The organism is Nocardia rhizosphaerihabitans (genome assembly GCF_014646295.1).
Classification (GTDB): Bacteria; Actinomycetota; Actinomycetes; order Mycobacteriales; family Mycobacteriaceae; genus Nocardia; species Nocardia rhizosphaerihabitans.
Genome location: NZ_BMNE01000002.1, coordinates 123,395 through 149,338 on the forward strand (window position 1 = coordinate 123,395; position 25,944 = coordinate 149,338).

General features: G+C 68.4%; 25 protein-coding genes. 18 read left to right on the forward strand and 7 right to left on the reverse strand.

What is annotated here, in order from left to right:
- Positions 1-35: 35 nt before the first annotated feature.
- Entirely contained in the window at positions 36-1,286 is a 1,251-nt protein-coding gene (urtA, locus tag IEY60_RS07055) for an urea ABC transporter substrate-binding protein (RefSeq protein ID WP_189025299.1), read from the reverse strand.
- 291 nt (positions 1,287-1,577) lie between these two features.
- Between urtA and IEY60_RS07060 the strand changes: the two genes are divergently transcribed.
- Complete coding sequence (locus tag IEY60_RS07060) at positions 1,578-3,407, forward strand: acyl-CoA dehydrogenase (protein WP_189025301.1); 1,830 nt, start codon at positions 1,578-1,580, stop codon at positions 3,405-3,407.
- Positions 3,408-3,416: 9 nt separating this feature from the next.
- On the opposite strand, the gene IEY60_RS07065 is transcribed toward IEY60_RS07060, so the two are convergent.
- Both IEY60_RS07065 and ramB read right to left on the reverse strand, forming a co-directional pair.
- A complete protein-coding gene (locus IEY60_RS07065) occupies positions 3,417-3,788 on the reverse strand; it encodes a cupredoxin domain-containing protein (RefSeq protein WP_189025303.1) in 372 nt (123 codons plus the stop codon).
- A gap of 125 nt (positions 3,789-3,913) precedes the next feature.
- A complete protein-coding gene (gene ramB, locus IEY60_RS07070) occupies positions 3,914-5,320 on the reverse strand; it encodes an acetate metabolism transcriptional regulator RamB (RefSeq protein ID WP_189025313.1) in 1,407 nt (468 codons plus the stop codon).
- A 94-nt stretch (positions 5,321-5,414) separates the two neighbouring features.
- Between ramB and IEY60_RS07075 the strand changes: the two genes are divergently transcribed.
- The 5 genes from IEY60_RS07075 to IEY60_RS07095 all read left to right on the forward strand — a co-directional run bounded on the left by IEY60_RS07075 (position 5,415) and on the right by IEY60_RS07095 (position 9,576).
- A complete protein-coding gene (locus IEY60_RS07075; RefSeq protein ID WP_189025315.1) occupies positions 5,415-6,932 on the forward strand; it encodes an ATP-dependent DNA ligase in 1,518 nt (505 codons plus the stop codon).
- Between the two features lie 64 nt (positions 6,933-6,996).
- Entirely contained in the window at positions 6,997-8,172 is a 1,176-nt protein-coding gene (locus IEY60_RS07080) for an inorganic phosphate transporter (RefSeq protein WP_189025318.1), read from the forward strand.
- A 12-nt stretch (positions 8,173-8,184) separates the two neighbouring features.
- A complete protein-coding gene (locus IEY60_RS07085; protein ID WP_189025320.1) occupies positions 8,185-8,466 on the forward strand; it encodes a hypothetical protein in 282 nt (93 codons plus the stop codon).
- Between the two features lie 11 nt (positions 8,467-8,477).
- The gene (locus tag IEY60_RS07090; protein ID WP_229739628.1) at positions 8,478-8,819 is read left to right on the forward strand and encodes a DUF3349 domain-containing protein; all 342 of its coding nucleotides are present in this window, start codon (positions 8,478-8,480) and stop codon (positions 8,817-8,819) included.
- A 157-nt stretch (positions 8,820-8,976) separates the two neighbouring features.
- Positions 8,977-9,576 carry a TetR/AcrR family transcriptional regulator gene (locus IEY60_RS07095; protein WP_189025324.1) on the forward strand — a complete coding sequence of 200 codons (600 nt, stop codon included), beginning with the start codon at positions 8,977-8,979 and terminating at the stop codon, positions 9,574-9,576.
- A gap of 60 nt (positions 9,577-9,636) precedes the next feature.
- Here IEY60_RS07095 and IEY60_RS07100 read toward each other — a convergent pair whose 3' ends face one another.
- Entirely contained in the window at positions 9,637-10,656 is a 1,020-nt protein-coding gene (locus IEY60_RS07100; protein ID WP_189025326.1) for an alpha/beta hydrolase, read from the reverse strand.
- Positions 10,657-10,901: 245 nt separating this feature from the next.
- On the opposite strand from IEY60_RS07100, the gene IEY60_RS07105 reads away from it, so the two are divergent.
- The 4 genes from IEY60_RS07105 (at position 10,902) to IEY60_RS07120 (ending at position 14,387) form a co-directional block, all read left to right on the forward strand.
- On the forward strand, positions 10,902-11,696 hold the full coding sequence (locus tag IEY60_RS07105; protein ID WP_229739629.1) for an ABC transporter ATP-binding protein: 795 nt from the start codon (positions 10,902-10,904) through the stop codon (positions 11,694-11,696).
- Complete coding sequence (locus IEY60_RS07110; RefSeq protein WP_189025331.1) at positions 11,693-12,454, forward strand: ABC transporter permease; 762 nt, start codon at positions 11,693-11,695, stop codon at positions 12,452-12,454. Before IEY60_RS07105 ends, IEY60_RS07110 begins: the two co-directional genes overlap by 4 nt.
- Positions 12,451-13,254 carry an ABC transporter permease gene (locus tag IEY60_RS07115; RefSeq protein WP_189025333.1) on the forward strand — a complete coding sequence of 268 codons (804 nt, stop codon included), beginning with the start codon at positions 12,451-12,453 and terminating at the stop codon, positions 13,252-13,254. Before IEY60_RS07110 ends, IEY60_RS07115 begins: the two co-directional genes overlap by 4 nt.
- A gap of 68 nt (positions 13,255-13,322) precedes the next feature.
- Positions 13,323-14,387 carry an ABC transporter substrate-binding protein gene (locus tag IEY60_RS07120; RefSeq protein ID WP_189025335.1) on the forward strand — a complete coding sequence of 355 codons (1,065 nt, stop codon included), beginning with the start codon at positions 13,323-13,325 and terminating at the stop codon, positions 14,385-14,387.
- A gap of 3 nt (positions 14,388-14,390) precedes the next feature.
- Here the strand turns inward: IEY60_RS07120 and IEY60_RS07125 are convergent, their stop codons facing one another.
- Together IEY60_RS07125 and IEY60_RS07130 are read right to left on the reverse strand one after the other, a co-directional pair.
- Positions 14,391-15,407 (reverse strand): XdhC family protein, encoded by a 1,017-nt coding sequence (locus IEY60_RS07125; RefSeq protein ID WP_189025337.1) that lies wholly within the window; start codon positions 15,405-15,407, stop codon positions 14,391-14,393.
- Positions 15,408-15,421: 14 nt separating this feature from the next.
- Positions 15,422-16,018: a nucleotidyltransferase family protein gene (locus IEY60_RS07130; RefSeq protein WP_189025339.1), complete on the reverse strand. Its 597-nt coding sequence runs from the start codon at positions 16,016-16,018 to the stop codon at positions 15,422-15,424.
- A gap of 126 nt (positions 16,019-16,144) precedes the next feature.
- On the opposite strand from IEY60_RS07130, the gene uraD reads away from it, so the two are divergent.
- The 5 genes from uraD (at position 16,145) to IEY60_RS07155 (ending at position 20,252) form a co-directional block, all read left to right on the forward strand.
- Positions 16,145-16,639 carry a 2-oxo-4-hydroxy-4-carboxy-5-ureidoimidazoline decarboxylase gene (uraD, locus tag IEY60_RS07135; RefSeq protein ID WP_189025341.1) on the forward strand — a complete coding sequence of 165 codons (495 nt, stop codon included), beginning with the start codon at positions 16,145-16,147 and terminating at the stop codon, positions 16,637-16,639.
- Positions 16,636-16,953: a hydroxyisourate hydrolase gene (gene uraH / locus IEY60_RS07140; RefSeq protein ID WP_189025351.1), complete on the forward strand. Its 318-nt coding sequence runs from the start codon at positions 16,636-16,638 to the stop codon at positions 16,951-16,953. Before uraD ends, uraH begins: the two co-directional genes overlap by 4 nt.
- 8 nt (positions 16,954-16,961) lie before the next feature.
- Positions 16,962-17,867 (forward strand): factor-independent urate hydroxylase, encoded by a 906-nt coding sequence (gene pucL / locus IEY60_RS07145; RefSeq protein WP_189025353.1) that lies wholly within the window; start codon positions 16,962-16,964, stop codon positions 17,865-17,867.
- Positions 17,855-19,219, forward strand: coding sequence for an 8-oxoguanine deaminase (locus IEY60_RS07150; protein WP_189025356.1), 1,365 nt, complete (start codon positions 17,855-17,857; stop codon positions 19,217-19,219). The genes pucL and IEY60_RS07150 overlap by 13 nt, the downstream gene beginning before the upstream one ends.
- Before the next feature lie 187 nt (positions 19,220-19,406).
- A complete protein-coding gene (locus IEY60_RS07155; RefSeq protein ID WP_189025358.1) occupies positions 19,407-20,252 on the forward strand; it encodes an FAD binding domain-containing protein in 846 nt (281 codons plus the stop codon).
- A 2-nt stretch (positions 20,253-20,254) separates the two neighbouring features.
- Here IEY60_RS07155 and IEY60_RS07160 read toward each other — a convergent pair whose 3' ends face one another.
- Positions 20,255-20,653, reverse strand: coding sequence for a winged helix-turn-helix transcriptional regulator (locus tag IEY60_RS07160; protein WP_189025360.1), 399 nt, complete (start codon positions 20,651-20,653; stop codon positions 20,255-20,257).
- Positions 20,654-20,755: 102 nt separating this feature from the next.
- On the opposite strand from IEY60_RS07160, the gene IEY60_RS07165 reads away from it, so the two are divergent.
- Genes IEY60_RS07165 through IEY60_RS07175 form a run of 3 tightly spaced genes read left to right on the forward strand, consistent with a single transcriptional unit; the run spans position 20,756 to position 25,940 of the window.
- Positions 20,756-21,703 (forward strand): NADP-dependent oxidoreductase, encoded by a 948-nt coding sequence (locus tag IEY60_RS07165; RefSeq protein WP_189025362.1) that lies wholly within the window; start codon positions 20,756-20,758, stop codon positions 21,701-21,703.
- Complete coding sequence (locus tag IEY60_RS07170; protein WP_189025364.1) at positions 21,700-24,717, forward strand: molybdopterin-dependent oxidoreductase; 3,018 nt, start codon at positions 21,700-21,702, stop codon at positions 24,715-24,717. The genes IEY60_RS07165 and IEY60_RS07170 overlap by 4 nt, the downstream gene beginning before the upstream one ends.
- Positions 24,714-25,940, forward strand: coding sequence for a DUF6986 family protein (locus tag IEY60_RS07175; protein WP_189025366.1), 1,227 nt, complete (start codon positions 24,714-24,716; stop codon positions 25,938-25,940). Before IEY60_RS07170 ends, IEY60_RS07175 begins: the two co-directional genes overlap by 4 nt.
- The last annotated feature ends 4 nt before the right edge of the window (positions 25,941-25,944 follow it).

A 25,944-nucleotide genomic window follows, 5' to 3' on the forward strand; every position in this document is an offset into this window, starting at 1 on the left:
GTGGGACGCGGCGCGTCCCACACCGATCGGGCTGATTACTTGAGGCCCTTGGCCCAGTCGTAGGAGTTCAGGTACGGGTCAGGGGTGATCGCCTTGCCGGAATCCCACACCGTGTAGATCAGGCCGTCCGGGCGGATCTCGCCGATCCGGGCGGTCTTGGTGATGTGGTGGTTGGTGCCGTCGATGGTGACGGTGCCCTCGGGCGCCTCGAAGCTGACGCCGTCGGCCGCGGCCTGCACGTCGGCCACGGCGAACGACTTGGCCTTCTCGACGGTGTTCTTCCACAGGAAGACCGAGGCGTAGGCGGCTTCCATCGGATCCGAGGTGGGCTTGTCGGCGCCGAAGGCGGCCTTGTAGTCGGCGACGAACTTCTTGTTCACCGGGGAGTCGACGGTCTGGTAGTAGTTCCAGGCGGTCAGCTGGCCCGCGATGTTCTGCGCGCCGATACCGGCGACCTCTTCCTCGGCGATCGACACCGAAACCACCGGCATCTCAGCGGCTTTGAGGCCCGCGTTGGTGTACTCGCGGAAGAACGCGACATTGGAGTCGCCGTTGAGGGTGTTGAACACCGCGCCCGCCTTGGCGCTGCGGACCTTGTTGACGATGGTGGAGAAGTCGGTCGAGCCCAGCGGGGTGTAGTCCTCGCCCTTGATCTCGATGCCGTTGGCCGCGGCGTAGGCCTTGATCTCGCGGTTGGCGGTCTGCGGGAAGACGTAGTCCGAGCCGACCAGGTAGAGGGACTTGATGCCCTTCTGCTTCAGGTAGTCCAGCGCGGGGATGATCTGCTGGTTGGTGGTGGCGCCGGTGTAGAAGATGTTCTTGCTGTCTTCCAGGCCCTCGTACTGCACGGGGTAGTAGAGCAGCGAGTTCAGGCTCTCGAACTTGGGCTTCATGGCCTTGCGGCTCGACGAGGTCCAGCCACCGAACACCGCGGCGACACAGTCGGAGCTGATCAGCTTCTCCGCCTTCTCGGCGAAGGTCTTCGGGTCCGAGGCGCCGTCTTCGAGGACGATCTCGATCTTCTTGCCGAGCACGCCGCCCGCGGCGTTGATCTGGTCGATCGCCAGTTTGGTCGAATTGGCCACGGTGACTTCGGAAATGGCCATGGTGCCCGACAGCGAGTGCAGCGAACCGACCTTGATCGTGTCCTTGGTGGTGTCGACGCAGGACACGGCATTCGAGCCGGCGGACGCGTCGTCACGCGCACCGCAGCCGGTGAGCAACAGGCCGGCGACGGCCACCGCGGCGGGCACCGTGAGTGCCTTGACCAGACGGGAATCAGACATGGGCGGTTCTCCTCATCGACACCGCTGCCGCCCGGGTACTGGATGTACACCGGGTTGTATACAGCGGCTGTATTCGTGAGCGGAACGGTAGATGGAACATGTTGCACCGGAATATCTCTCGGTCACGTGTCCGTTTCGTCTGTTTCATCCGTGTGAACAATTGCTCAGGGCGGGTGTGTGCCTACGGTTGCGTAGGGACGCCGCGGTGCGGCACGCTTCGAATTCGTACGACGTCGAACAGCCGAATCGCACGGCGCTCGGGCCGTGTGTGGTCAGTCCAGGAGGCGACCGATGGGGCACTACAAGTCGAATGTGCGTGACATCGAGTTCAATCTCTTCGAGGTACTGAATCTCGACAAACTCCTCGACACCGGGGCCTACGGCGACCTTGACTCCGATACGGTGCGCCAGATCCTCGACGAGGTGAAACGCCTGGCCGAGGGCCCGATCGCGGCATCGTTCGCCGATGCCGACCGGCACCCGGTGGTCTATCACCCCGAGACCTTCGAGATCACGGTGCCCGAGTCGCTGCGCAAGACGGTCGACGCGGTGCACGAAGCGGGCTGGTACCGGCTCGGCATGCCGGAGGGCATGGACGGCACCCCCGCCCCGAACGTGCTGATGTGGGCCATCAACGAGCTCGTCATCTGTGCCAATCCCTCGGCCAGCTTCTTCAACATGGGTCCGCTGATGGGCTCGGTGCTCTACGGGATCGGCACCGAGCAGCAGAAACGCTGGGCGCGTGGCGGTTTCGAGCGCGGCTGGCAGGGGACCATGGTGCTCACCGAGCCCGATGCCGGGTCCGATGTGGGCGCGGGCCGCGCCAAGGCGGTGCCGCAGCCCGACGGGTCCTGGCACATCGAGGGGGTGAAGCGGTTCATCTCCGGTGGTGACGTGGGTGACGTGGCGGAGAATATGTTCCACCTCGTGCTCGCCCGGCCCGAAGGCGCCGGCCCCGGCACCAAGGGGCTGTCGCTGTTCTATGTGCCGAAGTTCCTCTTCGATCCCGAGACGCTGGAACTCGGCGAGCGCAACGGGGTGTACGTGACCGGCATCGAGCACAAGATGGGGATCAAGTCCTCGCCGACCTGCGAGCTCACCTTCGGCGGCACCTCGGTGCCCGCGAAGGGCTGGCTGGTCGGCGACGTGCACGACGGCATCGCGCAGATGTTCAAGGTGATCGAGAACGCGCGGATGACGGTCGGCGTGAAATCCTCCGGGACGTTGTCGACCGGCTACCTGAACGCGCTCGAGTACGCCAAGACCAGGGTGCAGGGCGCGGACCTGACGCAGATGTCGGACAAGGCCGCGCCGCGCGTGACCATCACCCATCACCCCGATGTGCGGCGGTCGCTGGCCATGCAGAAGGCGTACGCGGAGGGGTTACGCGCGGTATATATGTACACCGCCGCGCATCAGAACGAGGATGTGGCGCAACTGGTCTCGGGCGCCGATCCGGAGCTCGCGCATCGCGTCGACGATCTGCTGCTGCCGATCGTCAAGGGCGTCGGGTCCGAGCGGGCCTATCAGTTGCTGACCGAGTCGCTGCAAACTCTCGGCGGCTCCGGCTACCTGCAGGACTATCCGATCGAGCAGTACATCCGCGACGCCAAGATCGACTCCCTCTACGAGGGCACCACCGCCATCCAAGCCCAGGATTTCTTCTTCCGCAAGATCATTCGCGATCGCGGCACCGCGCTGGCCCACGTGAACGCCCAGATCACCGCCTACCTGGACAGCGACTCCGGCCGCTTCGGCGCCGAACGCGCCCTGCTGCGCACCGCCCAGGGCGACATCGCCGCCATGGGCGCCACCCTCACCGGCTACGCCATGGCGGGCCAGAGCGACCCCACCGAGCTCTACAAGGTAGGCCTCGGCTCGGTCCGCTTCCTGATGTCGGTCGGCGACCTGCTCATCGCCTGGCGCCTGCTCGTCCAAGCCGACATCGCCGCCGCCGCCCTCGCCGCCGACGCCACCCCCAAAGACCGCCCCTTCTACCAGGGCAAAATCGCCGCGGCCAGCTTCTTCGCCAAGAACGTCCTCCCCGAACTCACCGCTACCAAGAACATCCTCGCCACCATGGACAACGACATCATGGCCATCCCGGAGGAAGCCTTCTGAACGGCGCGGTCAGGCGACCGAGATGCTGGAGCGCATTCCGATCGAATGGTGCTTGCCGACGGAACACCAGAGTGCGTAGGTGCCCGCCTGCAGTGTGACCTTCAGTTCGGCGCTGGCGCCGCCCTCGAGCACCGGGGTGCGGGAATCGACGCCGGGCCCGGCGATGACCAGGTCGTGGCGGGTTCTGCCATCGTTCCGCACGTCGAGGGTGTAGGTACCCGCCCGGACATTGGGCCTGGACACGGTGATCGAGTACTCGGTCTCGATCACGGTGATCCGGTTCGATTCCAGTGCGTGCGCATCCACGCCGGACAGCGACACTGCCAGCGCGAAGGGGACGCCGACGGCGATTCGGGCTACTCGTCGCGATTGTTTCTGCATCGAACGCCTCCTGACTGTCGGCGTCGAGGGCCTGCCGGTCCGCGGTTTGTTCCTGCAATCGATCATTCCGCGTTTACGCGGCGCCCGGTAGCCCCCTGTCCGGTCGCTCGGTCCGGTAGCGCGGACTATTTGATCAGGTAGGGGGAGACCGAGCTGCGGTGTTCGCTGATGTCGAGGGCCTTGCCGAGGGGTGGGAAGGCTCGTTGGGGGCAGTTGGAGCGGACGCAGACCCGGCAGCCCGCGCCGATGGGGGTGGCGGTGGCTTCGCCCAGGTCGATGCCGTCGGCGTAGACGACGCGGCCCGCGTGGCGGAGTTCGCAGCCGAGGCCGATGGCGAAGGTTTTGCTTGGCTGGCCGTAGCGGGTGGCGCGGCGTTCGACCGTGCGGGCGACCCAGAGGTATTTGCGGCCGTCGGGCATCTGGGCGATCTGGGTCATGATCTTGCCGGGGTAGGCGAAGGTCTCGTAGACGTTCCACAGCGGGCAGGTGCCGCCGCTGGCGGAGAAGTGGAAACCGGTGGCGGACTGGCGTTTCGACATGTTGCCCGCGCGGTCGACGCGGACGAAGGAGAACGGGACGCCGCGCAGGCTCGGCCGCTGCAGGGTCGAAAGCCGGTGGCAGATGGTCTCGTAGCTCTGCGAGAAGAAGGCCGACAGGCGCTCGATGTCGTAGCGGAAGTCCTCGGCCACCTCGTGGAAGTGGTTGTAGGGCAACACGGTTGCGGCCGCGAAGTAGTTGGCCAGGCCGAGCATGGCCAGCTTGTGCGAGGCGTCGGAGGCGAAATTGCCCTCCTCGACCAGCTTGTCGAGCAGCGGTCCGCATTCGAGGTAGGCGAGCTCGGCGGCCAGCTTGAAGGTGCGCTGCCCGCCGGACAGGTGCGGGGAGATCTCGAGCTGCTTGGTCTCGGGGTCGTAGTGGTGCAGCACGCCCTCGCCGAGGTCGATCCGCTCGACGATCCGCACGCCGTGCGAGCGCAGCAGGCGGACGATCTCGGTGCTCACCTCCCCGCCGTGGAAGCGGATGCGCGCGGTGAGGTCCTCGGCCGCGGTGTCGAGTTCGTGGATGTAGTTCTGGCGCTGATAGAAGTAGTCGCGCACTTCCTCGTGCGGCTTGCTGATCGCGGCGCTGCCGGAACCGTCGGAGAAGCGGTCCTCGGTGGCGGCGGCCAGCTGGGCGCTGGTGTTGCGGTACCGGTTGTGCATGGCGACCAGGGCGCGCGCCATGCTCGGATGCGCCGAGACCATGTCGGCGATCTCCTGGGTGTCGGCCTCGATGCCGAGCTCGGCGTCCATCACGACTTCCTGGAGCTCGGCGATGAGCCGGGTGTCGTCGTGGGCGGAGAAGAAGGCGGGGTCGACGCCGAAGACCTCGTTGATCCGCTTGAGCACCGGCACCGTCAACGGGCGCACGTCGTGCTCGATCTGGTTGAGATAGCTGGCCGAGATCTCCAGCTTCTGGGCCAGTGAGACCTGGCTCAGTCCGCGCTCGGTGCGCAGCTGGCGCAGCCGCGCACCGACATAGGTCTTGGCCATATGTCCAGTTTATGGGGGGTTTTGCAGCCTTGCCAATGGATTCTTAACAGCGTGGGCTGAGCGATGTGTCACACCCGCGGGTTACGGTCGTCGGGTGCTGTTCAGCGATGTCGTCGCGGCCTCGGCGGCGGTGCGAGCGACCCGGTCGCGCAAGGCGAAGATCGCCGCGCTGGCCGAGCTCTTCGCTGCCGCGAGCCCGCAGGAAATCGGGACCGTGGTCGCCTGGCTGTCCGGTGAGCTGGTGCAGGGCCGGATCGGGGCGGGCTGGCGCACGGTGGCCGGATTGGACACTCCGCCCAGCGAGGCGGCGCACCTCACCGTCGGCGCGGTCGACGATGTCTTCTCGCAGCTGACCGGGCTCAGCGGCACCGGCTCCACGCTGCGCAGACGCGAATTGCTGACCTCCCTGTTCACGGCCGCGACAAAGGACGAACAGTCCTTCCTGATCCGGCTGCTCACCGGCGAACTCCGCCAGGGCGCGCTGACCGCGGTCGTCGTCGAAGCGCTGGCCGAGTCCACCGGCATCCCGGTCGAGGTGGTGCGGCGCGCGCACATGCTGTCCGGACAACTGCCCGCGACGGCCGCCGCCGCGGTCACCGGCGGCGAGGCGGCGCTGAGCGCGTTTCGGCTCGAAGTCGGCAGGCCGGTCGCGCCGATGCTCGCGTCGCCGGGCGGCTTGCTGGACGAGGCGCTGGCCGAACTCGGCCCGCAGGTGAGCGTCGAACACAAACTCGACGGCGCCCGCATCCAGGTGCACCGCAGCGGCGAGCAGGTGTGGGTGTTCACCAGGACCCTGCGCGATATCACCGCGGGCGTTCCCGAGCTGGTCGAGTTGGTCGCCGGACTGGACTGCACCAGCGTGGTGCTCGACGGGGAGACTCTGGCGCTCACCGATGCGGGCCGCCCGCGCCCGTTCCAGGAGACGATGAGCCGGTTCGCCACCGTCGGCGACACCAGGGAACTGCTGCTGCACCCCTACTTCTTCGACTGCCTGCACCTCGACGGCGTCGACCTGCTCGACGAGCCGCTGCGCGTGCGCCGCACCATGCTCGAGCGGGTGGCGGGCGGGCACAGCATCCCCGCGCTCGTCGCCCCCGATGCCGAGGCCGCCGCCGAGTACTACGACGACGCGCTGGCCGTCGGCAACGAGGGCGTGATGGTCAAGTCCCTCGACGCGCCGTACGCGGCGGGCAGACGCGGCAAGTCATGGCAGAAGATCAAACCGGCGCACACCCTCGACCTGCTGGTGATCGGCGCGGAATGGGGGTACGGCAGGCGCACCGGATTCCTGTCGAACCTGCACCTGGCCGCCCTCGACCCGGAGACCGGCGAGCCGGTGATGGTCGGCAAGACCTTCAAGGGCCTCACCGACGAGCTGCTGCGCTGGCAGACCGAACAGTTCCCGCGCTACCAGACGCACACCGACGGTCACGCGGTGTACCTTCGCCCCGAACTCGTCGTCGAGATCGCGCTCGACGGCGTCCAGACCAGCACCAGATACCCCGGCGGCGTCGCCCTGCGGTTCGCCAGAGTGCTGCGATACCGGCCGGACAAGGAGCCCGCGCAGGCCGACACGATCGACGCGGTCCGCGCACTGGGGGCAGCCGGCTGATCCGGCGAGGGATTTTCCCGCAACGGTTTGGCAATCCGATGCGGGCATACGACACACTGTTCGGGTGAGCGCCGAACTAATGATCCTGTTGATCGTCATCGCCACAGCTCTCGTATTCGACTTCACCAACGGATTCCACGACACGGCCAATGCCATGGCGACCTCGATCGCCACCGGTGCTTTGAAGCCGCGCGTGGCGGTTGCGCTCTCCGGCGTGCTGAATCTGATCGGCGCTTTTCTGTCGGTATCGGTGGCGGCGACTGTGGCCAAGGGCATCGTCCAATTGGACGAGGTGGGCGGACAAGACCTGCTGGTCATCGTGTTCGCCGGCCTGGTCGGCGGCATTCTGTGGAATCTGCTGACCTGGTTGCTCGGCTTGCCGTCGAGTTCCTCGCACGCCCTGTTCGGCGGGCTCATCGGCTCCACGATCGCCGCGCTCGGCTGGAGCGGCGTGATCTGGGTGTCGGGCTCCGAAGGCGTGCTGATCAAGATCGTGATCCCCGCGATTCTGGCCCCGGTGATCGCCGCGCTGGTCGCCGCCATCGCCACCTTCCTGGTGTACCGGATCACCCGCGGCGTCGACGAGGACAAGTCGAACGAGGGCTTCCGCTGGGGCCAGATCGGGTCGGCGTCGCTGGTCTCACTCGCCCACGGCACCAACGACGCGCAGAAGACGATGGGCATCATCTTCCTCGCGCTGGTCGCCTACGGCTCGCTCGACCAGGACGACCACATGCCGCTGTGGGTGATGTCGGCCTGTGCGGTCGCGATCGCCCTCGGCACCTACCTCGGCGGCTGGCGGATCATCCGGACACTGGGCAAGGGCCTGGTCGAGATCGAGTCGCCGCAGGGCCTCGCGGCGGAGTCCACCTCGGCGGCGATCATCCTCACCTCCGCGCACTTCGGCCTGCCGCTGTCGACCACCCAGACCGCGACCGGCGCGATCCTCGGCACCGGCATCGGCAAGGGCGCCGAGGTGCGCTGGCGGGTGATGGGCCGGATGGCCGTGGCCTGGCTGCTGACGCTGCCGATGGCGGGCATCGTCGGCGCGATCTGCTGGGCGATCGCGCACCTCATCGGTGGCCTGCCCGGTGTCCTCGTTGTGTTCGGGATCCTGATCTTCGGTGCGCTCGGCATCTATCTGCGGTCGCGGCGTGACCCGGTCGGCACCCACAATGTGAACGAGTGGCCCGACGGTGCGCCGCCGCAGTCGTCGATCGAACAGAACCACGCCGGGTAGAGGGGAGCGAACGTGCATACCGTGATCACGAATCTGAGTTCACTGTGGGAAGTGGTGCTGGCCGCGCTGGTCTTCGGCGCGGGCGTGCCCGCCGTGTTCGCCTTCGCGGTGCGCTGGTGGGCCAAGGCCGAGACGGTCGACGCGCAGGGCCGCGTGCACCGGAACTACCCGGCACTGGCAGGCGCGCTGATCTGCCTGGTCGTCATCGTCACCGTGGTGATCGCCGGGATCCTGTTCACCGCCAAGGCATTCATCGCCCACCAGTTCGGCATTCATCTGTTCGGTCAAGCATGAGCGAGGACTCGATGACAGATCCGACCCCCCACCCCGCCGTCCGGCCGAACCTGCTCTCGCGCGTCCTGGGCTGGCTGCGCGCCGGATATCCGCAGGGCATCCCGCAATCGGACTATGTCGCGTTGTTCGCGGTGCTGCACCGGCACCTCACCGACTACGAGGTGGTGGTGATCGGCGAGAAACTGGTCGAGGCCAATCCGAACCGGGAATCCATCAGTCAGGCCGAGATCGAAGCGGCCATCGCCGATTTCGCCAAACAGCAGCCCGATCCCGACGATGTCTCCCGGGTGGCCTCGCATCTGGCGGCCGGTGGCTGGCCGCTGGCCGAACCGCTCGACGACAGCGAGGCCTGACAATTCCGCTGCGCCAGTGGAATTCATGACACGGACAGTTTTCGATTCGCCCGGATGCCCGGCGGTTGCGCGCTAGCATTCACGGGTGGTTCGGCGTGTGAATGAAACCGATAGTGGTCGTAGTTACGGTGGATTGTCGCGTCAGCAGAGAGTAGCCATGCGACGCAACCGGTTGACCGACGCGGCGCTGGAACTATTCGGTACCCAGGGTTATTCGTCGACATCGATCGAGCGCTTGTGCGCGACGGCGAATGTGTCGACCCGCAGTTTCTACGAGGACATCGGCAGTCGCGAAGCGCTGCTGATCGCGCTGGTCGACCGGCTGAACACCGCCGCACTGCACCGCGTCGACGAGGCATTGGCACGGACAAGCGAGCAGCCGCTGGTGGTGCGCGTGGTGGAGAGTTTCCGTGCTTTTCTCGCGGTGACCTGCCGGGACCGGCGCGCCGCCCGGGTGTTCTATGTCGAGGTCGTCGGCGTGAGCCCGGCGGTGGAGGAATGGCGGCGCGCGCAACGGCGCTCGGTCTCCGGCCTGCTCACCAGAGAAGCCCAGCGCGCCGCCGCCCGCGGGGAAGCGGAATCGCGCAGCGTGCACCTGTTCACGCTCGCCCTGATCGGCGCGGTGAATTCCCTGGCCCAGGAGATGGTGCACGCGACCGTTCCCGGCGACGCGATTTCGGTCGACGAGATCTGCGACGAGATCGCCTATTTCATCCGGTCCGGGCTCTCGGTCCGGCCGTCGGCACTGCCGACCTGAGCAAACGCGAAACGGGAGGCATCCGGATCGGATGCCTCCCGTTTGCGGGTGTTCGCTGAATCAGATACCCATGCCCTGGGCGAGCAGCGGCCACGACTCGTGCAGCGCCTGCTCCCAGTACGGCCAGTAGTGGGTGCCCATCGGGGTGAACTGGTAGGTCGCCGGGATACCCAGCGAGTCCAGCTTGGCCTTCAGGTTCTGGCTGCAGGCGTTGGTCGCGGCTTCGATGCCGATACCGAGGCCGAGGTTGACCACGCCCATCGGGCCGGGCGAGCCGTTGAGGTAGTACGCGACGTCGGCGTTGGTCGGCATGCCGCTACCGCTGGAGATGTAGAGGTTGGTGCCGCGCAGCTTCTCCGCGTTGACGACCGGGTCGTTCTCGGTCCAGGCCGGGTCGTTGTCGGCGCCGTACATGTTCGCGGTCTTGCCGCCCGCCCAGGTCTCCACGGAGAACTTGACGGCCTGCTTGCCCATCGGGTCGGCGATCTGCGCGCAGCCGCTGTAGGCGGCGACGGACTTGAACAGCCCGGGCTTGGCCTCGGCCAGCTGCAGCACCGAGGTGCCGGAGGTGGACAGCCCGGCCAGCGCGTTGAGGCCGGTCGAGTTGAGGGTGGCGTCGAGCAGGGGCGGCAGCTCCTGGGTGAAGAAGGTGGTCCACTTGTTCAGACCCAGCCGCGGGTCTTCCTGCTTCCAGTCGGTGTAGTAGCTGCCACGGCCACCGATCGGCTGGATGACATTGACCTGCTTGTCGGCGAGGAAGTCGAGCGCGTTGGTCTGCGCGGCCCAGCTCGCGGAGCCCTCGCCGGCGTCGAGGCCGTTGAGCATGTAGAAGTTGGGCGCCGGCTTGGACTCGTCGACAGGCCGCTGCACGTCGATGGTGATGTCCTTCTTCATCGCCGCCGAGTACACCTTCAGATGCCAGGTACGCCCGTCCTTGACGACGGACGACACGGCAGAGGGCTTCTCGGGCTCGGCGGATGCGGCGCCGCCTGCGGCGATCACGGCCACCGACAAGGCGGCGGTCAGAGCCACGGCGGTGGTGCGCAGGGCGGCCACGTTACGTAGTGCAGAGAGCTTCATCGAACAGTCGGTTCCAGTCCACGGGCCCTGTCGGCCCCGTCATCGCAGTGTTTCCCCCGTCGGCCGAGCGGTATGCGCTCGACGGCCGTGGGGCTGTCAGATCCTCCGACACTCTATGTCCTCCGGCGGGACATATTCGTTACCGGTGCAGAATTGCCAGTGACCTCGAGCACGGTTAACGGTCGCGCAATACTGCCTGCGAATCGGAAATACCGCCGCAACCAGCCACTCTTATGGTGGCGATCATGGGTAAGGAAATCCCCGGCAGCGTTACAACCGGGATCGACATCACCGGGTTGAGCAAGACCTTCCGGGCAGGCCGCAATACCGTCGACGCGCTGGACTCGGTCGATCTGCACACCTCGGCCGGGGCATTCCTGTCCCTGCTCGGCCCGTCGGGGTGCGGCAAATCGACGGTGCTGCGGATTCTGGCGGGCCTGGACGCGCCGAGTGCGGGCTCCGCGCGGATCAACGGGCAGTCGCCGGAACAATTGCGCGGCGGTCATCAGCTCGGGATCGCCTTCCAGGATTCGGCGCTGCTGCCGTGGCGCAGCGTCGAGTCGAATATCCGGCTGCCGTTGCAGGTGGCCGGGCTGCCCGCTGAACCGGAGCGGATCGCCGAGCTGATCGCGCTGGTCGGTCTGGAGGGGTTCGAGAAGGCCAAACCGGCGCAGTTGTCCGGCGGTATGCGCCAACGGGTTTCGATCGCGCGGGCGCTGGTGGTGCAGCCGTCGGTGCTGTTGCTCGACGAGCCCTTCGGCGCGCTCGACGACATGACCAGGCAGCGGCTGAACCTGGAACTGCTGCGCATCTGGACCGAGAAACCCGCGACGACGCTGATGGTCACTCACGGCATCGGCGAGGCGGTGTTCCTTTCGGATGTGGTCGCAGTGATGAGCCCACGTCCGGGGCGGGTGCTCGAGGTGGTCGAGATCGATCTGCCCCGGCCGCGCACGCCCGAGATGATGCGGACCCCGGAATTCCACAAGCTCTGCGACTACCTGTCGGAGCTGCTGTTCGGGCGCGGCGGCGTGGCATGAGTGGCGCGCAGCGGGTCGCCGGTGCGCTCGGCGTCGCGGCGCTGATCGCGCTGTGGTGGATCCTGGCTGCGGCCGGGGTGGCCGGGGGCACGATTCCCACGCCGTGGCGGGTGCTGTCGACCATGTGGTCGGACGGCTGGGGGCTGTACGGCCCGAACTTCCAGGTGACCGCGGCAGGCGCGCTCCAGGGTTTTCTCTGGGGCAACGCGCTCGCGATCGGGATCGCGGCGCTGATCATGCTGATCCCGCGGATCGAGCCGCTGGCCACCCAGCTGGCCATCCTGAGCTACTGCACGCCGCTGGTGGCGCTCGGCCCGATCATCCTGGTGGTCTTCGGCGGCCGCACGCCGACGGTGTTCCTGGCCGCCATGTACTGCTTCTTCACCACCATGGTCGGCGCGGTCACCGGCTTGCGCTCGGCCGATCCGGCGAGCCTCGACCTGGTGCGCGCCTACGGTGGCGGACGCTGGCAGCAGTTGTACCGGGTGCAGGCGATCGCGGCGCTGCCGAATACGTTCGCCGCCTTGAAGATCGCCGCGCCGTCGGCGGTGCTCGGCGCGATCATCGGCGAGTATCTGGGCGGGGTCGACAGCGGGATCGGGGTCGCGCTGACGGCCGCGCAGACCGCCTACAACGTGCCGCGCACCTGGGGCATGGCGCTGGCCGCCGCCGCGCTGGCCGGGCTCGGCTATCTGGTGGTCGCGGTGGCCGCGCGACTGATCACGCCGTGGACGGCGACCGCGGAGGAGGGGCGATGACGACCACCGTGCTGCGCCGGATCGGCCGGTTCCTGTTGCCGCTGGCGACCTCGCTGATCCTGTTGCTGATCATCTGGTCGCTGTTCCTGCGGGCGTTCCCGCAGATCGGGCCGAGGGTCGGCAAGACGCCCTCGGACATCTGGCGCTACCTGGTGACCGCGCCGGGCGCCGGGACCGCCCGGCAGGCGATTCTCGACGACCTCACGATCACCCTGCGCGACGCCGCGATCGGCTTCACCGTCGGGATGCTCGGCGCGCTGGGGGTGGCCGCGCTGTTCGTGCTGTATTCGGCTGTGCAGCAGACGTTCATGCCCGTGGCGATGCTACTGCGATCGGTGCCGCTGGTGGCGTTGAGCCCGATCGTGGTGCTGGTCTTCGGTCGCGGCACGGCGGGGGTGGCGGTGCTGACGGCGATCGTGGTGTTCTTCCCGGCCCTGGTGATGATCATGACCGGTCTGCGCGAGGCGCCAAGGCAGGCCATGGAATTGGTGACGGCCTACGGTGGCTCGCGCTGGACCAGGCTGCGGATGGTCGCGGTCCCCGCCGCGCTGCCCTCGGTGTTCGCCGCGGCGCGCGTCTCGGTGCCCGGTGCGTTGATCGGCGCGCTGCTCGGTGAATGGCTCGGCAGCGGAACCGGTTTGGGCGCGAGTCTGGTGCGCGCCATTCCGATGTTCCAGTACAACCGGCTGTGGGCGTCGATCGTGGTGGTGACCGTGGTGTCGGTGCTGCTGTACGCGATCGTCGGAGTGATCGAGAATCTGGTGCTCGCGCGGTTCGGGCCGAGCGCGGGTAAGGCGTAGTCCGGGAGGGAATAGCGGCGGAACGCGGACGCAAAGAGAACGAAACGCACCGAAACTACATTCGGCGCATGAACAGTATCGACCGTCGTTCCTTTCTCCGCTATTCCGCGCTGACCGGCGCCGCGCTCGGTGGGGCAGGTCTGCTCGCCGCGTGCGGTGGCGGTTCGGGCAGTTCCCCGAACGGTTCGACCGACGACGGTTCGAAATACGGCAAGGTCGCGGTGCAGTTGTCGTGGCTGAAGAACATCGAATTCGCGGGTGAGTATTTCGCCGATTCGAAGGGATATTTCAAGGATGCGGGATTCGGCGCGGTAGACCTCATCGCGGGTGGCGCGGCGAGTACCTCGGTGGAGGCCGGGCTCGACACCGGCAAGGTGTGGATCGGCCTGTCCGCTCCGCAGACCACCGCGCCCGCGATCCTGGAGGGGCTACCCGCCAAGATCGTCGGCGCGACCTATCAGAAGAATCCGTTCGCGATCGTCAGCTCGGCAGGCAAGCCGATCAAATCCCCGGCTGATATGAAGGGCCGCAAGATCGGCGTGCAGGACACCAACCAGCTGATCTTCAGCGCGCTGCTGGCCGCGAACGGCATCGCGCCGGGCGAGGTGACGGTGGTGCCCGCCCAGTACGATCCGACGCCGCTGGCCAACGGCGAGGTCGACGGCTGGGTCAGCTATGTGACCAACGAGCCGATCACCCTGGCGGCCAAGGGCTTCGCGAACGAGAACTTCCTGTTCGCCGATTTCGGCTTGCCGCTGGTCGCGGAGACGCTGACGGTCACCCAGTCGACCATCGACAACGAGCGCGACAAACTCAAGGCGTTCCTGATCGCCGAGATCAAGGGCTGGCGCGATGCCGTCGCCGATCCGGCCGAGTCGGCCAGGCTCGCCGTCGAGGTCTACGGCAAGGACCAGAAGCTCGAGCTCGGTGAGCAGACCAAGGAGGCCATCGCGCAGAACGATCTGGTCGTGTCGGCCTCGACCAGGACCGACGGCCTGCTGTCGATGACCGACGCGCTGATCGAGCAGAACGTCGCCGCCTTGCGCACCGCGAAGATCGACATCAAGGCCGAGCAGCTGTTCGATCTGTCGGTCCTGCGCGAGGTGTACGCGGAGAACCCGGGCTTGAAGTAGGCCCTAGATCGCCAGGCCGACCGCCGCCGACCCGTAGTCGCGGCGGGCGGCGAGGCGCAGGCCTGCCCGCGAGGCGAGGAAGTCGGCGGTGACGAAGACGGCGGTCTCGGCGGGGGTGCGCGGGCCCGACTCGAGCCCGGCGGGCACGTGCAGGCGGGCCAGGGTCGGCTCGTCGAAGCCGCCCGCGCGCAGGTCGTCGAGGCGGCGGGCCTGGTCGGCGGGGGTGCCGAGGGCGGCCAGGTAGCCCAGTTCGGGCAGGCGAAGGGCGACGGTGAGCAGCGGGATCTCGAAGCGCGGCTCGTTGGCGAGCACGACAATGCCTGTGCTGCTGTCGATCTCGCCCGCGGCCGAGAGCGTGTTCAGGTAGCGGTGCGGCCAGTCCACGACGACCTCGGCGCCCGGGAACGAGGCCGGGTCGGCGAACTCGGGACGCGAATCGCAGATGCTGACCCGGTAGCCGATCATCCGCGCCTGGGCGGCCAGGGTGGCGGCATAGGCGTTGGCGCCGAAGATGATCAGGCGCGGCGGCGGGCAGTAGGACGCGACGAACAGGTCCGACTCGGGCAGGGCGACGAGCTCGGTGGCGTGCTTGCGATCGGTGACCAGGTGCTGGCCGATGACATCGGGGTCCTGATTCCACACCACGGTGAAGACGGTGACCCGGCGATGGGCCTGGATGTCGGCGGCAATGGCGGGGAATTCGGGAAAGTCGCGGCAGGAAAACGGCTCGACGAAGATGTCGACCAGCTGGCCGTCGTCGGAGACCGATTCCATTCCGGTGATCAAACTGTAGCGACGTAGTTGCCGCACCCCGGTCTGCGCGGCTTCCAGTGCCGCGGCGTAGACGGTCTCTTCCAACCGCCCGGACGCAATGGATCCGAAGACTCCGCCATTGGGTGTGACGAGCATTCCCGACCCGATCGGCAGCGCGGTGGTGCCGATGGTACGGACCACGGTGGCGAGGCCACCGGTGCGGCCCGAATGCCACACTCGCAGAAGGTCATCGACGATATCGCGCATATCTCAAACTCCGATCATCGTGCGTCGACTTCCGGGAAATCGCGATCGGCCCCTGTCGCCAAGTCGTCGCACGTGACGCACACCATATCCTGTCGACCGTACAAATAGGAACCTGCACCGGTATCGCCTGCGGACCCTGCCGAAATGGCGTCCCAGTGCTTGTTCTCGATCACAACGGGATGCCCCGGTGTGTCGGAGAACACACCACGGGCGAGTCCGCTCTCGCTCGCGCGGGCCGCGGCGAGCACCCGCGCGACGACATCGGGCCCGATATCGGGAATGTCGACGGGCAGGAACGCCACGTAGCGCGTGCCGGCGTCGGCGGCCGCGCGCAGGCCCGCACGGACCGTCGCGGAGAGCCCGACGGCCCAGTCGTCGACCCATCGCCACGCGGTGTCCGGCGGCAGTCCGAGTCCGGCCGGATCGGGTCCGGTGGCGCCGAGCAGAACGATCACCGGATCGCAGCCGCCGTCGCGCAGGGCGGTGACCGCCGAGCGCAGCCAGGCGCCGTTCTCGGCGAGTGCCTTGGGTTTGCCGTAGCGGGTGCCCGCGCCCGCCGCGAGGACGATGCCGGTGCACGCCGACGGCACAGGCGGGTCGATCTGGGGCATGGCGGTGAAATTAATAGGGCAATGTTGCCGGTCGATTACAGCAGGGGAGCACAAGGACGACGACACGCCGACGTGACCGAGTGCACAACGGTGGCGGCTGCCAGGGGATGGGGAGATGCTGGATCGATGACGAGCGAAGCGATCGGCCTCGCGGGATTCAACGCACTGCCCGCCCCGGCCGCCGAAGCGGCCTTGCTTTCCTGTTGCTCCGCGCCACGCTGGGCGCGGGCGGTCGCCGCCGCCCGTCCCTATGCCACCGCGGAGTCGCTGCTCGACGCCGCCGACGCCGCGCTGGCCGCGCTCGACGACGCCGAGATCGACGAGGCGCTGGCCGGTCACCCACGGATCGGTGAACGCCCGACCTCGGCGGCATCGGCCCGAGAACAGTCCGGGGTGTCCGGTGCCGAGGTCACCGCAGAGCTCATCGCGGGCAACCGCGCCTACGAGGCGAAGTTCGGCCATATCTACCTGGTCTGCGCGGCAGGGCGCAGCGGCGAGGAACTGCTCGCCGTCCTGCGGGCGCGGCTGGACAACGATCCGTCGACCGAAAGGCAGGTCATGCGCACCGAATTGGCGAAGATCAATCGTTTACGCCTCGCCCGAACGGTGGCGGACGCGTGACCGGCCTGAGCACGCACGTCCTCGATGCCGTGCGTGGGGTGCCGGCCGAAGGCGTCGCGGTCTGGCTGATGCGCGGCGACCAGCGCCTGACCGAGGCGCTGACCGATGCCGACGGCCGGGTGAAAGAACTTGCCGCCGGGCTGAATCCGGGGGACTACCGGTTGTTCTTCGACACCGGCAGCTATTTCGCGGCGCAGGGCACCGAGACCTTCTATCCGGAGGTCTGCGTCGCGTTCACGGTGGGTGAGCAGCCGCATCTGCATGTGCCGCTGCTGTTGTCGCCGTTCGCCTATTCCACCTACCGAGGAAGCTGAGCACGCAGATGGTGATGAGTGGTCCGATCGTGTTGACCGACAACCGTTATGGCAAGTCCGAGAACCGGGTCGTGCGGTTCTACAAGGAGAATGCGCGCCACGAGATCCGCGATGTGAATGTCTCGACCACCTTGCGCGGCGATTTCGCGGCGGCTTACATCGAGGGCGACCAGCGTCATGTCCTGCCCACCGATACCCAGAAACACACCGCCTTCGTGTACGCGAAGAAGCCGGGCCTGGACACCGTCGAGGACTATGCGATCGCGCTGGCGACGCATTTCGTCGACACCGTCGAGCCGGTATCGAGCGCGCGGATCGACGTGGATTCCTATGGATGGCAGCGGGTCTCGGTGGACGGTCGCGAGCACGACCACACCTGGGTGCGGCAGGGCCCCGAGGTGCGCACCGCCGCGGTGACCGTGGCGGGCAAGGGCGACGCGCGGCAGACGTGGGTGATCGGCGGGATCAAGGACCTGGTGCTGCTCAAGTCCACCGGCTCGGAGTTCGCCGACTTCCTCACCGACGAGTACACGACGCTGGCCCCCACCCACGATCGCGTGCTCGCCACCTCGCTGATCGTGCAGTGGCGCTTCGCCGAGATCGGCGGATTCGACTGGGACGAGGTGTACGACGGCATCAGGGCCACGCTGCTCGAGTTGTTCGCGACGACCTACTCCAAGGCATTGCAGCAGACGCTGTATGCGATGGGAAACGCTGTGCTGGAACGGTTCCCGGTACTCGCCGAGATCCGGCTGTCGGCGCCGAACAAGCACCACTTCGAGTACGACCTGGCGCAGTTCGGGATCGAGAACAAGGGGGAGGTGTGCTGGGCGGCGGATCGTCCGTACGGCTCGATCCACGCGACGTTGCAGCGCGCGGACGCTCCCGAAGCGGGGCTCGCATGGGTGCCGTGAACGATCTGGTGATCGACGGGTGCGCGGTGGTGACCGTCGACGCGGCGGGCACCGAATACCGCGACGGCTGGGTCACGGTGCGGGGCAACCGGATCGATGCTGTCGGTGCGGGTAAGCCGCCCGCGTTCGGACCCGAGGTGACGCGTATCGACGGCCGTGGGTGTGTGCTCACGCCAGGTCTGGTGAACACCCATCACCACCTGTACCAGTGGATCACCCGTGGCCTGGCCGCCGACAACACCCTGTTCGAGTGGTTGACCATGCTGTATCCGGTGTGGGCGCGCATCGACGAGAAGTCGGTGCGGGTGGCGGCGACCGGTGCGCTGGTCTCGCTGGCTCGCAGCGGCTGCACCACGTCGTCGGACCATCACTATGTCTTCCCGCGTGGTGGCGGGGACCTGCTCGCGGCCGAGATCGGTGCGGCGTCGGCGGTCGGGTTGCGGTTTCACCCGGCGCGGGGGTCGATGGATCTGGGAAGGGGCGAGGGCGGGCTACCGCCCGACGAGGTGGTCGAGTCGATCGACGACATTCTCGCCGCCAGTGCCGCGGCGATCGAGCAGTGGCACGACCCGTCGTTCGACGCGATGGTGCGGATCGCGCTCGCGCCGTGCTCGCCGTTCTCGGTGACCGGTGATCTCATGCGGGAGTCCGCGGCGCTGGCCAGGTCGGCGGGGGTGCGCCTGCATACCCATCTGGCCGAGACCGACGACGAGCTGGACTTCTGCCTGGAGAACTTCGGGTGCACGCCCGCGCAGTACATGGAACAGCTGGGCTGGCTGGGCTCCGACGTCTGGTTCGCCCACGCCGTGCACCTCGACGATCCGGCGATCGCCGCGATGGCGCGGACCGGGACCGGCGTGGCGCACTGTCCCACGTCCAACGGCAGGCTCGGGGCGGGGATCGCGCGGACCGCGGACCTGGTGGCGGCGGGGGTGCCGGTCGGCCTCGGGGTCGACGGCGCTGCCAGCAACGAGTCGAGCTCGATGATCGAGGAACCGCGCAATGCGCTGCTGTACGCGCGGGCTGTCGGCGGGCCGCGGGCGATGACCGTGCGGGCCGCGCTGGAACTGGCGACCATGGGCGGGGCGCGGGTGCTCGGGCGGGAGGCCGAGATCGGGTCGATCGAGCCGGGCAAGCTGGCCGATCTGGCGCTGTGGCGGCTGGACACGCCCGCGCACGCGGGCATCGAAGACCCGGTTGTCGCGCTGGTGCTCGGCTCGGCGCCGCCGCTGGCCGCGCTGATCGTCAACGGGCGCGAAGTCGTGCGTGACGGTGTTGTCACGACGGTGGACGAGGCCGCGGTCGGCGCCGATGTCGCCCAGGCGCAAGCCACGTTGCTCGCCGGTGCGTGAGGACGCCGCGCGGTGGTGCCGATGGGCGCCGCTGCCGGTGCCGGGGTTCTGAACTGCGGTTTCGATCTGGTCGGCGCACACTGGATGACGTACACCGGTTAACCGCCCCGCAATCCGGCGCGGGTGTCGCGCAACATCGCGGCAACTCCAGGCCCCTAGTGTGGCTGGTGAGGCAAGCGAGGTGAACGTGGATCTGGACACTGTTCGGGAGGTGGTTCTCGCCCGCGAACGCGCCGACCTGGCACAGGTCGGCCCGGGGAGCGCGGTCCTGGCGGGCGGCACCTTCCTGTTCTCCGAACCGCACGACCATCTCGACCGGCTCGTCGATATCACCACGCTCGGCTGGACACCCCTGGTGGAGCGCGGCGACGGCCTCGAGATCGCCGCGACCTGCACGCTCGCGGAACTGGCAGGCGCCGGGCCCGGCCGGGAACTCGGGTCGGCGGTGCTGCGACCGGAGTGGCCTGGCACCGCGCTGTTCGCGCAGGGCTGCCGGGCGCTGCTGGCCTCGCACAAGATCTGGCGCACGGCGACGGTCGGCGGGAACGTCTGCCTGTCGCTGCCCGCCGGGGCTGTTCTCGGTGCGCTGGTCGCGCTGGACGCCACGGTGGTCATCTGGCCGCGTGGTGGCGGTGAGCGCCGAATACTGTTGCGCGACTTCGTTACCGGGGCCGGTGAGAATGTCCTCGCCGCTGGTGCGGTGGTGCGGTCCTTCCTGGTGCCGACGTCGAGCCTGTTGGCGCGCACCAGTTTTCGCAAGATCGCGCTGGCTCCGCTCGGACGGTCCGGAGCGGTGGTGATGGGCAGGCGCACCGCCGACGACCGGTGCGCGATCACCGTGACCGCCGCGACGGTGCGACCCGTGGTCCTCGACTTCGACACCGTGCCAGGCGATGCCGACGTCGCCGCGGCGGTGGCCGAGATCGAGCCGGAGCTGTGGTTCGACGACCCGCACGGCGCGCCGGACTGGCGCGCGCACGTGACCGGGCTGCTGGCCACCGAAGTGGCCGCCGAGCTCAGGGAGGCGGCGTGAACTCAGGACTGCGCATCGTAGGCGGCGCGGGCGGTGAGCACCTGATCCATGTGCTGCTCGGCCCAGCTCTTGATGGTCCGCATGACCGGCAGCAGTTCCTCGCCGAGCGGGGTCAGGCGGTATTCGACCCGGACCGGTACCTCGGGCAGCACGGTGCGGGTGAGCAGGCCGTCGCGTTCGAGATTGCGCAGGGTTTGGGTGAGCATCTTCTGGCTCACGCCCGCCAGCCGCTGGTCGACCTCGCTATAGCGCAGCGGGCCGTCGGCGAGCGCGTTGATCGCCAGGCTCACCCACTTGTCGCCGATCCGGTCCAGCAGTTGCCGAGCCGGGCATTCCGCCACGTAGGCGTTGTAGGCCGCGCCCGCTTCGGCGCGGCGCTCGGCGGCGGTGCGTGTGCTCATCGCTCTCCCTCACGTGCGGTACGCACTTCATGGTGCGTACTTCCCGACAGAGAGTAGCTCTCCCTAGGTTTGTCAGTACCTACTGGAGAAAGAGAAATCATCATGCGCGCAGTGGTCGTCCACACTTTCGGCGGACCGGAAGCACTCGAACTCGTCGACGTCGCCGTGCCCGTCCCTGGGCCGGGTCAGGTCAGGATCCGGGTGTCGGCGGCGGCGGTGAATCCCGTCGACGCGGTGACCAGGGCGGGGGCGCTGGTGGAGGCGGGGTTGATGGCGCCACGCGCGGTGACCGGGATCGGCTGGGACGTCGCGGGAGAGATCGACGAGGTCGGCGCCGGGGTGGACGGATTCGCGGTGGGGCAGCAGGTGATCGGGTTGCGTGACCTGCTCGATCGGTCGCTGGGCAGCTATGCGGACTATCTGGTGCTCGACGCGTCGGCCGTGGCGCCCGCCCCCACCGGGGTCTCCGCGGTCGAGGCGGCAACCCTGCCGCTGAACGGGCTCACCGCTTTCCAGGCCCTCGACCTGCTCGAGCTCGCCGAGGGCGACACCCTGCTGGTGACCGGTGCGGCGGGTGCGGTCGGCGGGTTCGCGGTCGAGATCGCCGCGCGGTGGCGTGGGGTGCGGGTGGTCGCTCAGGTGGGTGAAGCCGATGCCGATGTCGTGCGTGCGCTGGGTGCCGAGTGGGTGGTGCCGCGTGATGTCCCCGACCTGGCCGAAGCTGTACGAGCGCTCGTGCCGGGCGGTGTCGATGCCGTGCTGGACACCGCAGGTCTGAGCGCCATGGCCCTGGCCACCGTGCGCAATCGCGGGTCGTTCGTCACCGTCGTCGGCGGCGCCGACCCGATCCCGTTGCGCGGCATCCGCGTTCACCACACCTGGATCAGTGCCGACGGCGCCGCCCTGGCCACCCTCGCCGCCTACGACCTCACCCTGCGCGTGGCCGGCACCCTGCCCCTCGAACAGGCCGCCCACGCCCACACCCGCCTCGCCGAAGGCGGCCTGCGCGGGCGGATCGTGCTGACCACGGCACCAGGAGGTGGTTCATGAGGCTGAACATCGACGGCCGCGCGGTCGAGGTGACCGCGCGCCCCGGCCAATGCCTGCGCACTCTGCTCCGTGAACAGGGCGAGCTCGCGGTCAAGAAGGGCTGTGACGCCGGAGACTGCGGGGCGTGCTCGGTCCTGCTCGACGGCGAACCGGTCCACTCCTGCCTGATTCCCGCCTACCGCGCCGAGGATCGCAGTGTGAGGACGGCCGCCGGACTGGGGGGCGATGACGGCCCGAATCCTGTGCAGCGCAGCTTCGTCGAGCATGCCGGGTTCCAATGTGGGTTCTGCACTGCGGGAATGGTCGTCACCGCGACCGGTCTGGCGGTCGGTCGGCCTGCCGATGGCGACTCGGCCGCCTCACCGGACTCGGCAGCCGCCGTCACCGATGCCGAGCGCGCCGAGTTGATGAAGGGAAACCTGTGCCGCTGTACGGGCTACCGCGCCATCGCCGACGCCTTGGAGGGGCGATCCACGGTCGGCGGTTCGCAAGCGCATTCTCCCGCAACGCCTTCGCGTCCTGACGCGCGAGCGTCGTCGACGTCGGCCGGTACCCCCGACGACGGCGAGGAGCTCGTCGCCGAGGGGCCTGCGGTCGGATCGTATGTGAAGGGCGCTCAGGAGGACTGGGGCGAGCGCACCACCGTGTCGGCTGGTGAAGGCCCGCCGGTCGGGGATTCGGCCGTGCGGGCTGTCGCGGCGCGGGTCGATGGGGCGATGCAGGGCAAGTACGGTGCGGGGCAGATCGGGGACAGGGTGGGGGCTCCGGCCGGGGCGCGGATTGTGCGCGGTGGGGAGGCGTTCACGTTCGACGTGGTGCCGGGGGCGGGGGAGCAGATGCCGCCGAGTGCGCCGTGGCATCTGGCTGTGCTCACCAGTCCGCATCCGCATGCGCGCATCATGTCTATCGATACCGCTGCGGCGCAGGCGGTTCCGGGGGTGCGGCTGGTGCTGACGCACACGGATGCGCCTGCGACGGCGTTCTCGACGGCGCGGCACGAGTTTCGGGAGGACGATCCGGACGACACGTTCGTGCTCGATCGGACGATGCGGTTCGCGGGGCAGCGGGTGGCCGCGGTGGTGGGGGAGACGCTGGATGCCGCGCGGGCCGGGGTGCGTGCGCTGCGGGTCGAATATGAGCTACTGCCTGCGGTTTTCGACCCGGAGATCGCCGTGGCCGACGATGCCCCGAAACTGCATGCCGACAAGCCGGAGTCGGCGCGCATCGCCGACAGCGGTCGCAATCTCGTGGCCGAGATCCACGGTGGGGTCGGTAATTTCGACGGAGGAATCGAGCAGGCGGCGAAAGTAGTTCGTGGTGTGTGGCATTCGCCGCGCGTGCAGCACGTGCATCTGGAAACCCACGGTGGCATCGGCTGGCTCGACGACGCGGGCAGGCTCGTCGTCCGGACGAGTTCGCAGGTGCCGTTCCTGGTGCGCGACGAACTGTGCCACGTGTTCGGGCTCGACCGGGACCGCGTGCGGGTGTTCACGGCCCGGGTCGGCGGCGGGTTCGGGGCGAAGCAGGAGATGCTGGTCGAGGACCTGATCGCGCTGGCGGTGCTGCGGACGGGGCATCCGGTGCAGTACGAGTTCACCCGCACCGACGAATTCACCTCGGCCCCCTGCCGTCACCCGATGCGGGTCGCGGTGACCGCGGCCGCCGACGCGGCGGGCACCCTGACCGCGCTCGCGGTCGACGTCCTCTCCGACGCAGGCGCCTACGGCAATCACAGCGCGGGCGTGCTGTTCCATTCCGTCGGCGAATCGGTGGCGGTGTACCGCTGCCCGAACAAACGGGTCGACGCACAAGCGGTGTACACCAACAACGTTCCGTCCGGCGCGTTCCGCGGCTACGGGCTGGGGCAGGTGATCTTCGCCGTCGAGTGCGCGATCGATGAGCTGGCCCGCGAACTCGGGATCGATCCGTTCGAATTCCGCCGCCGCAATGTGGTGGTCCCCGGTGACCGGTTCACCGGCGCCGAGGTCGACGAGGGCGACCTGACCTTCGGCAGCTATGGCCTCGACCAGTGCCTCGACACCGCCCAGCAGGCGCTGCGCCGCGGCAACGGCGTCACCGCGCCGGGCCCGGACTGGCTGGTCGGCGAGGGCATGGCCGTCGCGATGATCGCCACCGTGCCACCGCGCGGCCACCACGCCGACGCCACCGCGCGCCTGCTCGCCGACGGCTCCTACGAGATCGGTGTCGGCACCGCCGAATTCGGCAACGGCACCACCACCGTGCACGCCCAGCTCGCCGCGACCGCACTCGCCACCACCGCCGACTGCATCAGGATCCGCCAGTCCGACACCGACGTCGTCGGCCACGACACCGGCGCCTTCGGCTCCACCGGCACCATGGTCGCGGGCAAGGCCTCCTACGCGGCCGCGCTGGAACTGCACGCGATGCTGCTGGCCAGGGCCGCCAAGATCAGCGGGCACCCCGAACGGGACTGCCTGCTCGAAGCGGGCGGGGTGCGCTGTGGCGACGAGCTGCTCACCGCGACCCAGCTGCTCGCCGACGGTGACCTCCTCGCGCACGGCACTCACGCGGGGACGCCGCGCTCGGTGAGTTTCAATGTGCACGCCTTCCGGGTCGCGGTCCGGCCGGGCACCGGCGAGGTGCGGATTCTGCAATCGGTCCAGGTGGCGGACGCGGGCACGGTGCTCAACCCGGTGCAGCTGCGCGGTCAGGTGGAGGGCGGGGTCGCCCAGGCGCTGGGCACCGCGCTCTACGAGGACATGCGCACCGATCACGGTGTGGTGACCACCAGGACGCTGCGCCACTATCACATTCCGCAGTTCGCGGATCTGCCCCGCACAGAGGTCTATTTCGCCGAAACCAGTGACGAGCTGGGCCCGCTGGGTGCCAAATCGATGAGTGAGTCCCCCTACAACCCGGTGGCGCCCGCCCTGGCGAACGCGATCCGCGACGCCATCGGCGCCCGGCCGGACCGACTACCGATGACCGCCGACCGGGTGTGGCGGACCATCAACGAAGGAGCCGCCGGGTGAACTCCCATCTTCCCGAGCACATCCGCGCCCGCATCGAGGCGAGGCTCGACGCCGTCGACGCCGAGCTGCGGACGCGGTACCCGGGAGCGGGTGACCGGGTCCAGCCGGTGCACACCGCCTATGTGGGCGCCGACCGCGCCACCGCCGACACACCGGCCGAGTGGGGTGCCGCCGCGCTCGACCTGCTGCACCGGCACGCCGACTTCCTCGTCGGTCTCGACGTCACCAACGCACTGCCCGCCGTCCGGCGCAGACTTACCGAGCAGCCGGTGCAGGACCTGCGGATCGATTTCGAGGACGGCTACGGCTTCCGCGCCGACGACGAGGAGGACGCCGCCGCGACTGCCGCGGGCAAGACGCTGGCGAGCTGGGCCGGAAAGCCGGGCGCCCCGGAATCGTTCGGCATCCGCACCAAGGGTTTGGCCGCGAACGAGCGCAGACGCGCACTGCGCACTCTCGAACTCGTGCTCGACGGGGCTGGTGGGGTGCTCCCCGGCTTCGTCTTCACGGTGCCGAAAATCAGAGCGGCCGACCAGGTCTCGGCGATCGTCGACCTGTGCTCCGGCATCGAGCGTGGCAACGGTCTGCCCGATCGGACCCTGCGCTTCGAACTGCAGATCGAGAGCCCGCAGGCGATCATCGCCGCCGACGGGAGCGCGCCGATCGCCCGCATGATCGCACTCGCGGACGGTCGTTGCAGTGCACTGCATTTCGGCACCTACGACTACACCGCGGCCTGCGGCGTCGCCGCCACCGACCAGGCGCTCGACCATCCGGCGGCCGATTACGCCAAAGCCGTGATGCAGGCGGCGGCCGCGCAGACGGGGGTGTGGATCTGCGACGGCTCCACCCAGATCGTTCCCGACGACGATCCCGAAGGGGCGTTCCGCAATCACCATCGCCTGGTCGAGCGGGCGTTGCGCCGCGGCTACTACCAGGGCTGGGACATGCACCCCGGTCACCTCGTCACCCGCTGGCTGGCGACCTACGACTTCTTCCGCATTGCCACCGACGTCGCCGTCCCGCGCTTGCAGGCTTACCTGGATCGGCGCTCCGGTGGTGTGGTAGACGAACCGGCGACGGCGGAGGCGTTGTCGACGACGGTGCTGCGCGGGCTGCGCTGCGGCGCGATTGTCGAGGAGGAATTGCGCTCCCGTGCACCGGAACTCACTGTGCCGCTGCTCGAGGCATTGGCCGCGCGCCGCCCACCGCTGGATCGGTGATGAC

What these genes read in the sequence shown, in the direction of transcription:
- urtA (WP_189025299.1), bottom strand. Translation starts at nt 1,286, where the DNA reads ATGTCTGATTCCCGTCTGGTCAAGGCACTCACGGTGCCCGCCGCGGTG.
- IEY60_RS07060 (WP_189025301.1), top strand. Translation starts at nt 1,578, where the DNA reads ATGGGGCACTACAAGTCGAATGTGCGTGACATCGAGTTCAATCTCTTC.
- IEY60_RS07065 (WP_189025303.1), bottom strand. Translation starts at nt 3,788, where the DNA reads ATGCAGAAACAATCGCGACGAGTAGCCCGAATCGCCGTCGGCGTCCCC.
- ramB (WP_189025313.1), bottom strand. Translation starts at nt 5,320, where the DNA reads ATGGCCAAGACCTATGTCGGTGCGCGGCTGCGCCAGCTGCGCACCGAG.
- IEY60_RS07090 (WP_229739628.1), top strand. Translation starts at nt 8,478, where the DNA reads ATGACAGATCCGACCCCCCACCCCGCCGTCCGGCCGAACCTGCTCTCG.
- IEY60_RS07095 (WP_189025324.1), top strand. Translation starts at nt 8,977, where the DNA reads ATGCGACGCAACCGGTTGACCGACGCGGCGCTGGAACTATTCGGTACC.
- IEY60_RS07100 (WP_189025326.1), bottom strand. Translation starts at nt 10,656, where the DNA reads ATGAAGCTCTCTGCACTACGTAACGTGGCCGCCCTGCGCACCACCGCC.
- IEY60_RS07105 (WP_229739629.1), top strand. Translation starts at nt 10,902, where the DNA reads ATGGGTAAGGAAATCCCCGGCAGCGTTACAACCGGGATCGACATCACC.
- IEY60_RS07110 (WP_189025331.1), top strand. Translation starts at nt 11,693, where the DNA reads ATGAGTGGCGCGCAGCGGGTCGCCGGTGCGCTCGGCGTCGCGGCGCTG.
- IEY60_RS07115 (WP_189025333.1), top strand. Translation starts at nt 12,451, where the DNA reads ATGACGACCACCGTGCTGCGCCGGATCGGCCGGTTCCTGTTGCCGCTG.
- IEY60_RS07120 (WP_189025335.1), top strand. Translation starts at nt 13,323, where the DNA reads ATGAACAGTATCGACCGTCGTTCCTTTCTCCGCTATTCCGCGCTGACC.
- IEY60_RS07125 (WP_189025337.1), bottom strand. Translation starts at nt 15,407, where the DNA reads ATGCGCGATATCGTCGATGACCTTCTGCGAGTGTGGCATTCGGGCCGC.
- IEY60_RS07130 (WP_189025339.1), bottom strand. Translation starts at nt 16,018, where the DNA reads ATGCCCCAGATCGACCCGCCTGTGCCGTCGGCGTGCACCGGCATCGTC.
- uraD (WP_189025341.1), top strand. Translation starts at nt 16,145, where the DNA reads ATGACGAGCGAAGCGATCGGCCTCGCGGGATTCAACGCACTGCCCGCC.
- pucL (WP_189025353.1), top strand. Translation starts at nt 16,962, where the DNA reads ATGGTGATGAGTGGTCCGATCGTGTTGACCGACAACCGTTATGGCAAG.
- IEY60_RS07150 (WP_189025356.1), top strand. Translation starts at nt 17,855, where the DNA reads ATGGGTGCCGTGAACGATCTGGTGATCGACGGGTGCGCGGTGGTGACC.
- IEY60_RS07160 (WP_189025360.1), bottom strand. Translation starts at nt 20,653, where the DNA reads ATGAGCACACGCACCGCCGCCGAGCGCCGCGCCGAAGCGGGCGCGGCC.
- IEY60_RS07165 (WP_189025362.1), top strand. Translation starts at nt 20,756, where the DNA reads ATGCGCGCAGTGGTCGTCCACACTTTCGGCGGACCGGAAGCACTCGAA.
- IEY60_RS07170 (WP_189025364.1), top strand. Translation starts at nt 21,700, where the DNA reads ATGAGGCTGAACATCGACGGCCGCGCGGTCGAGGTGACCGCGCGCCCC.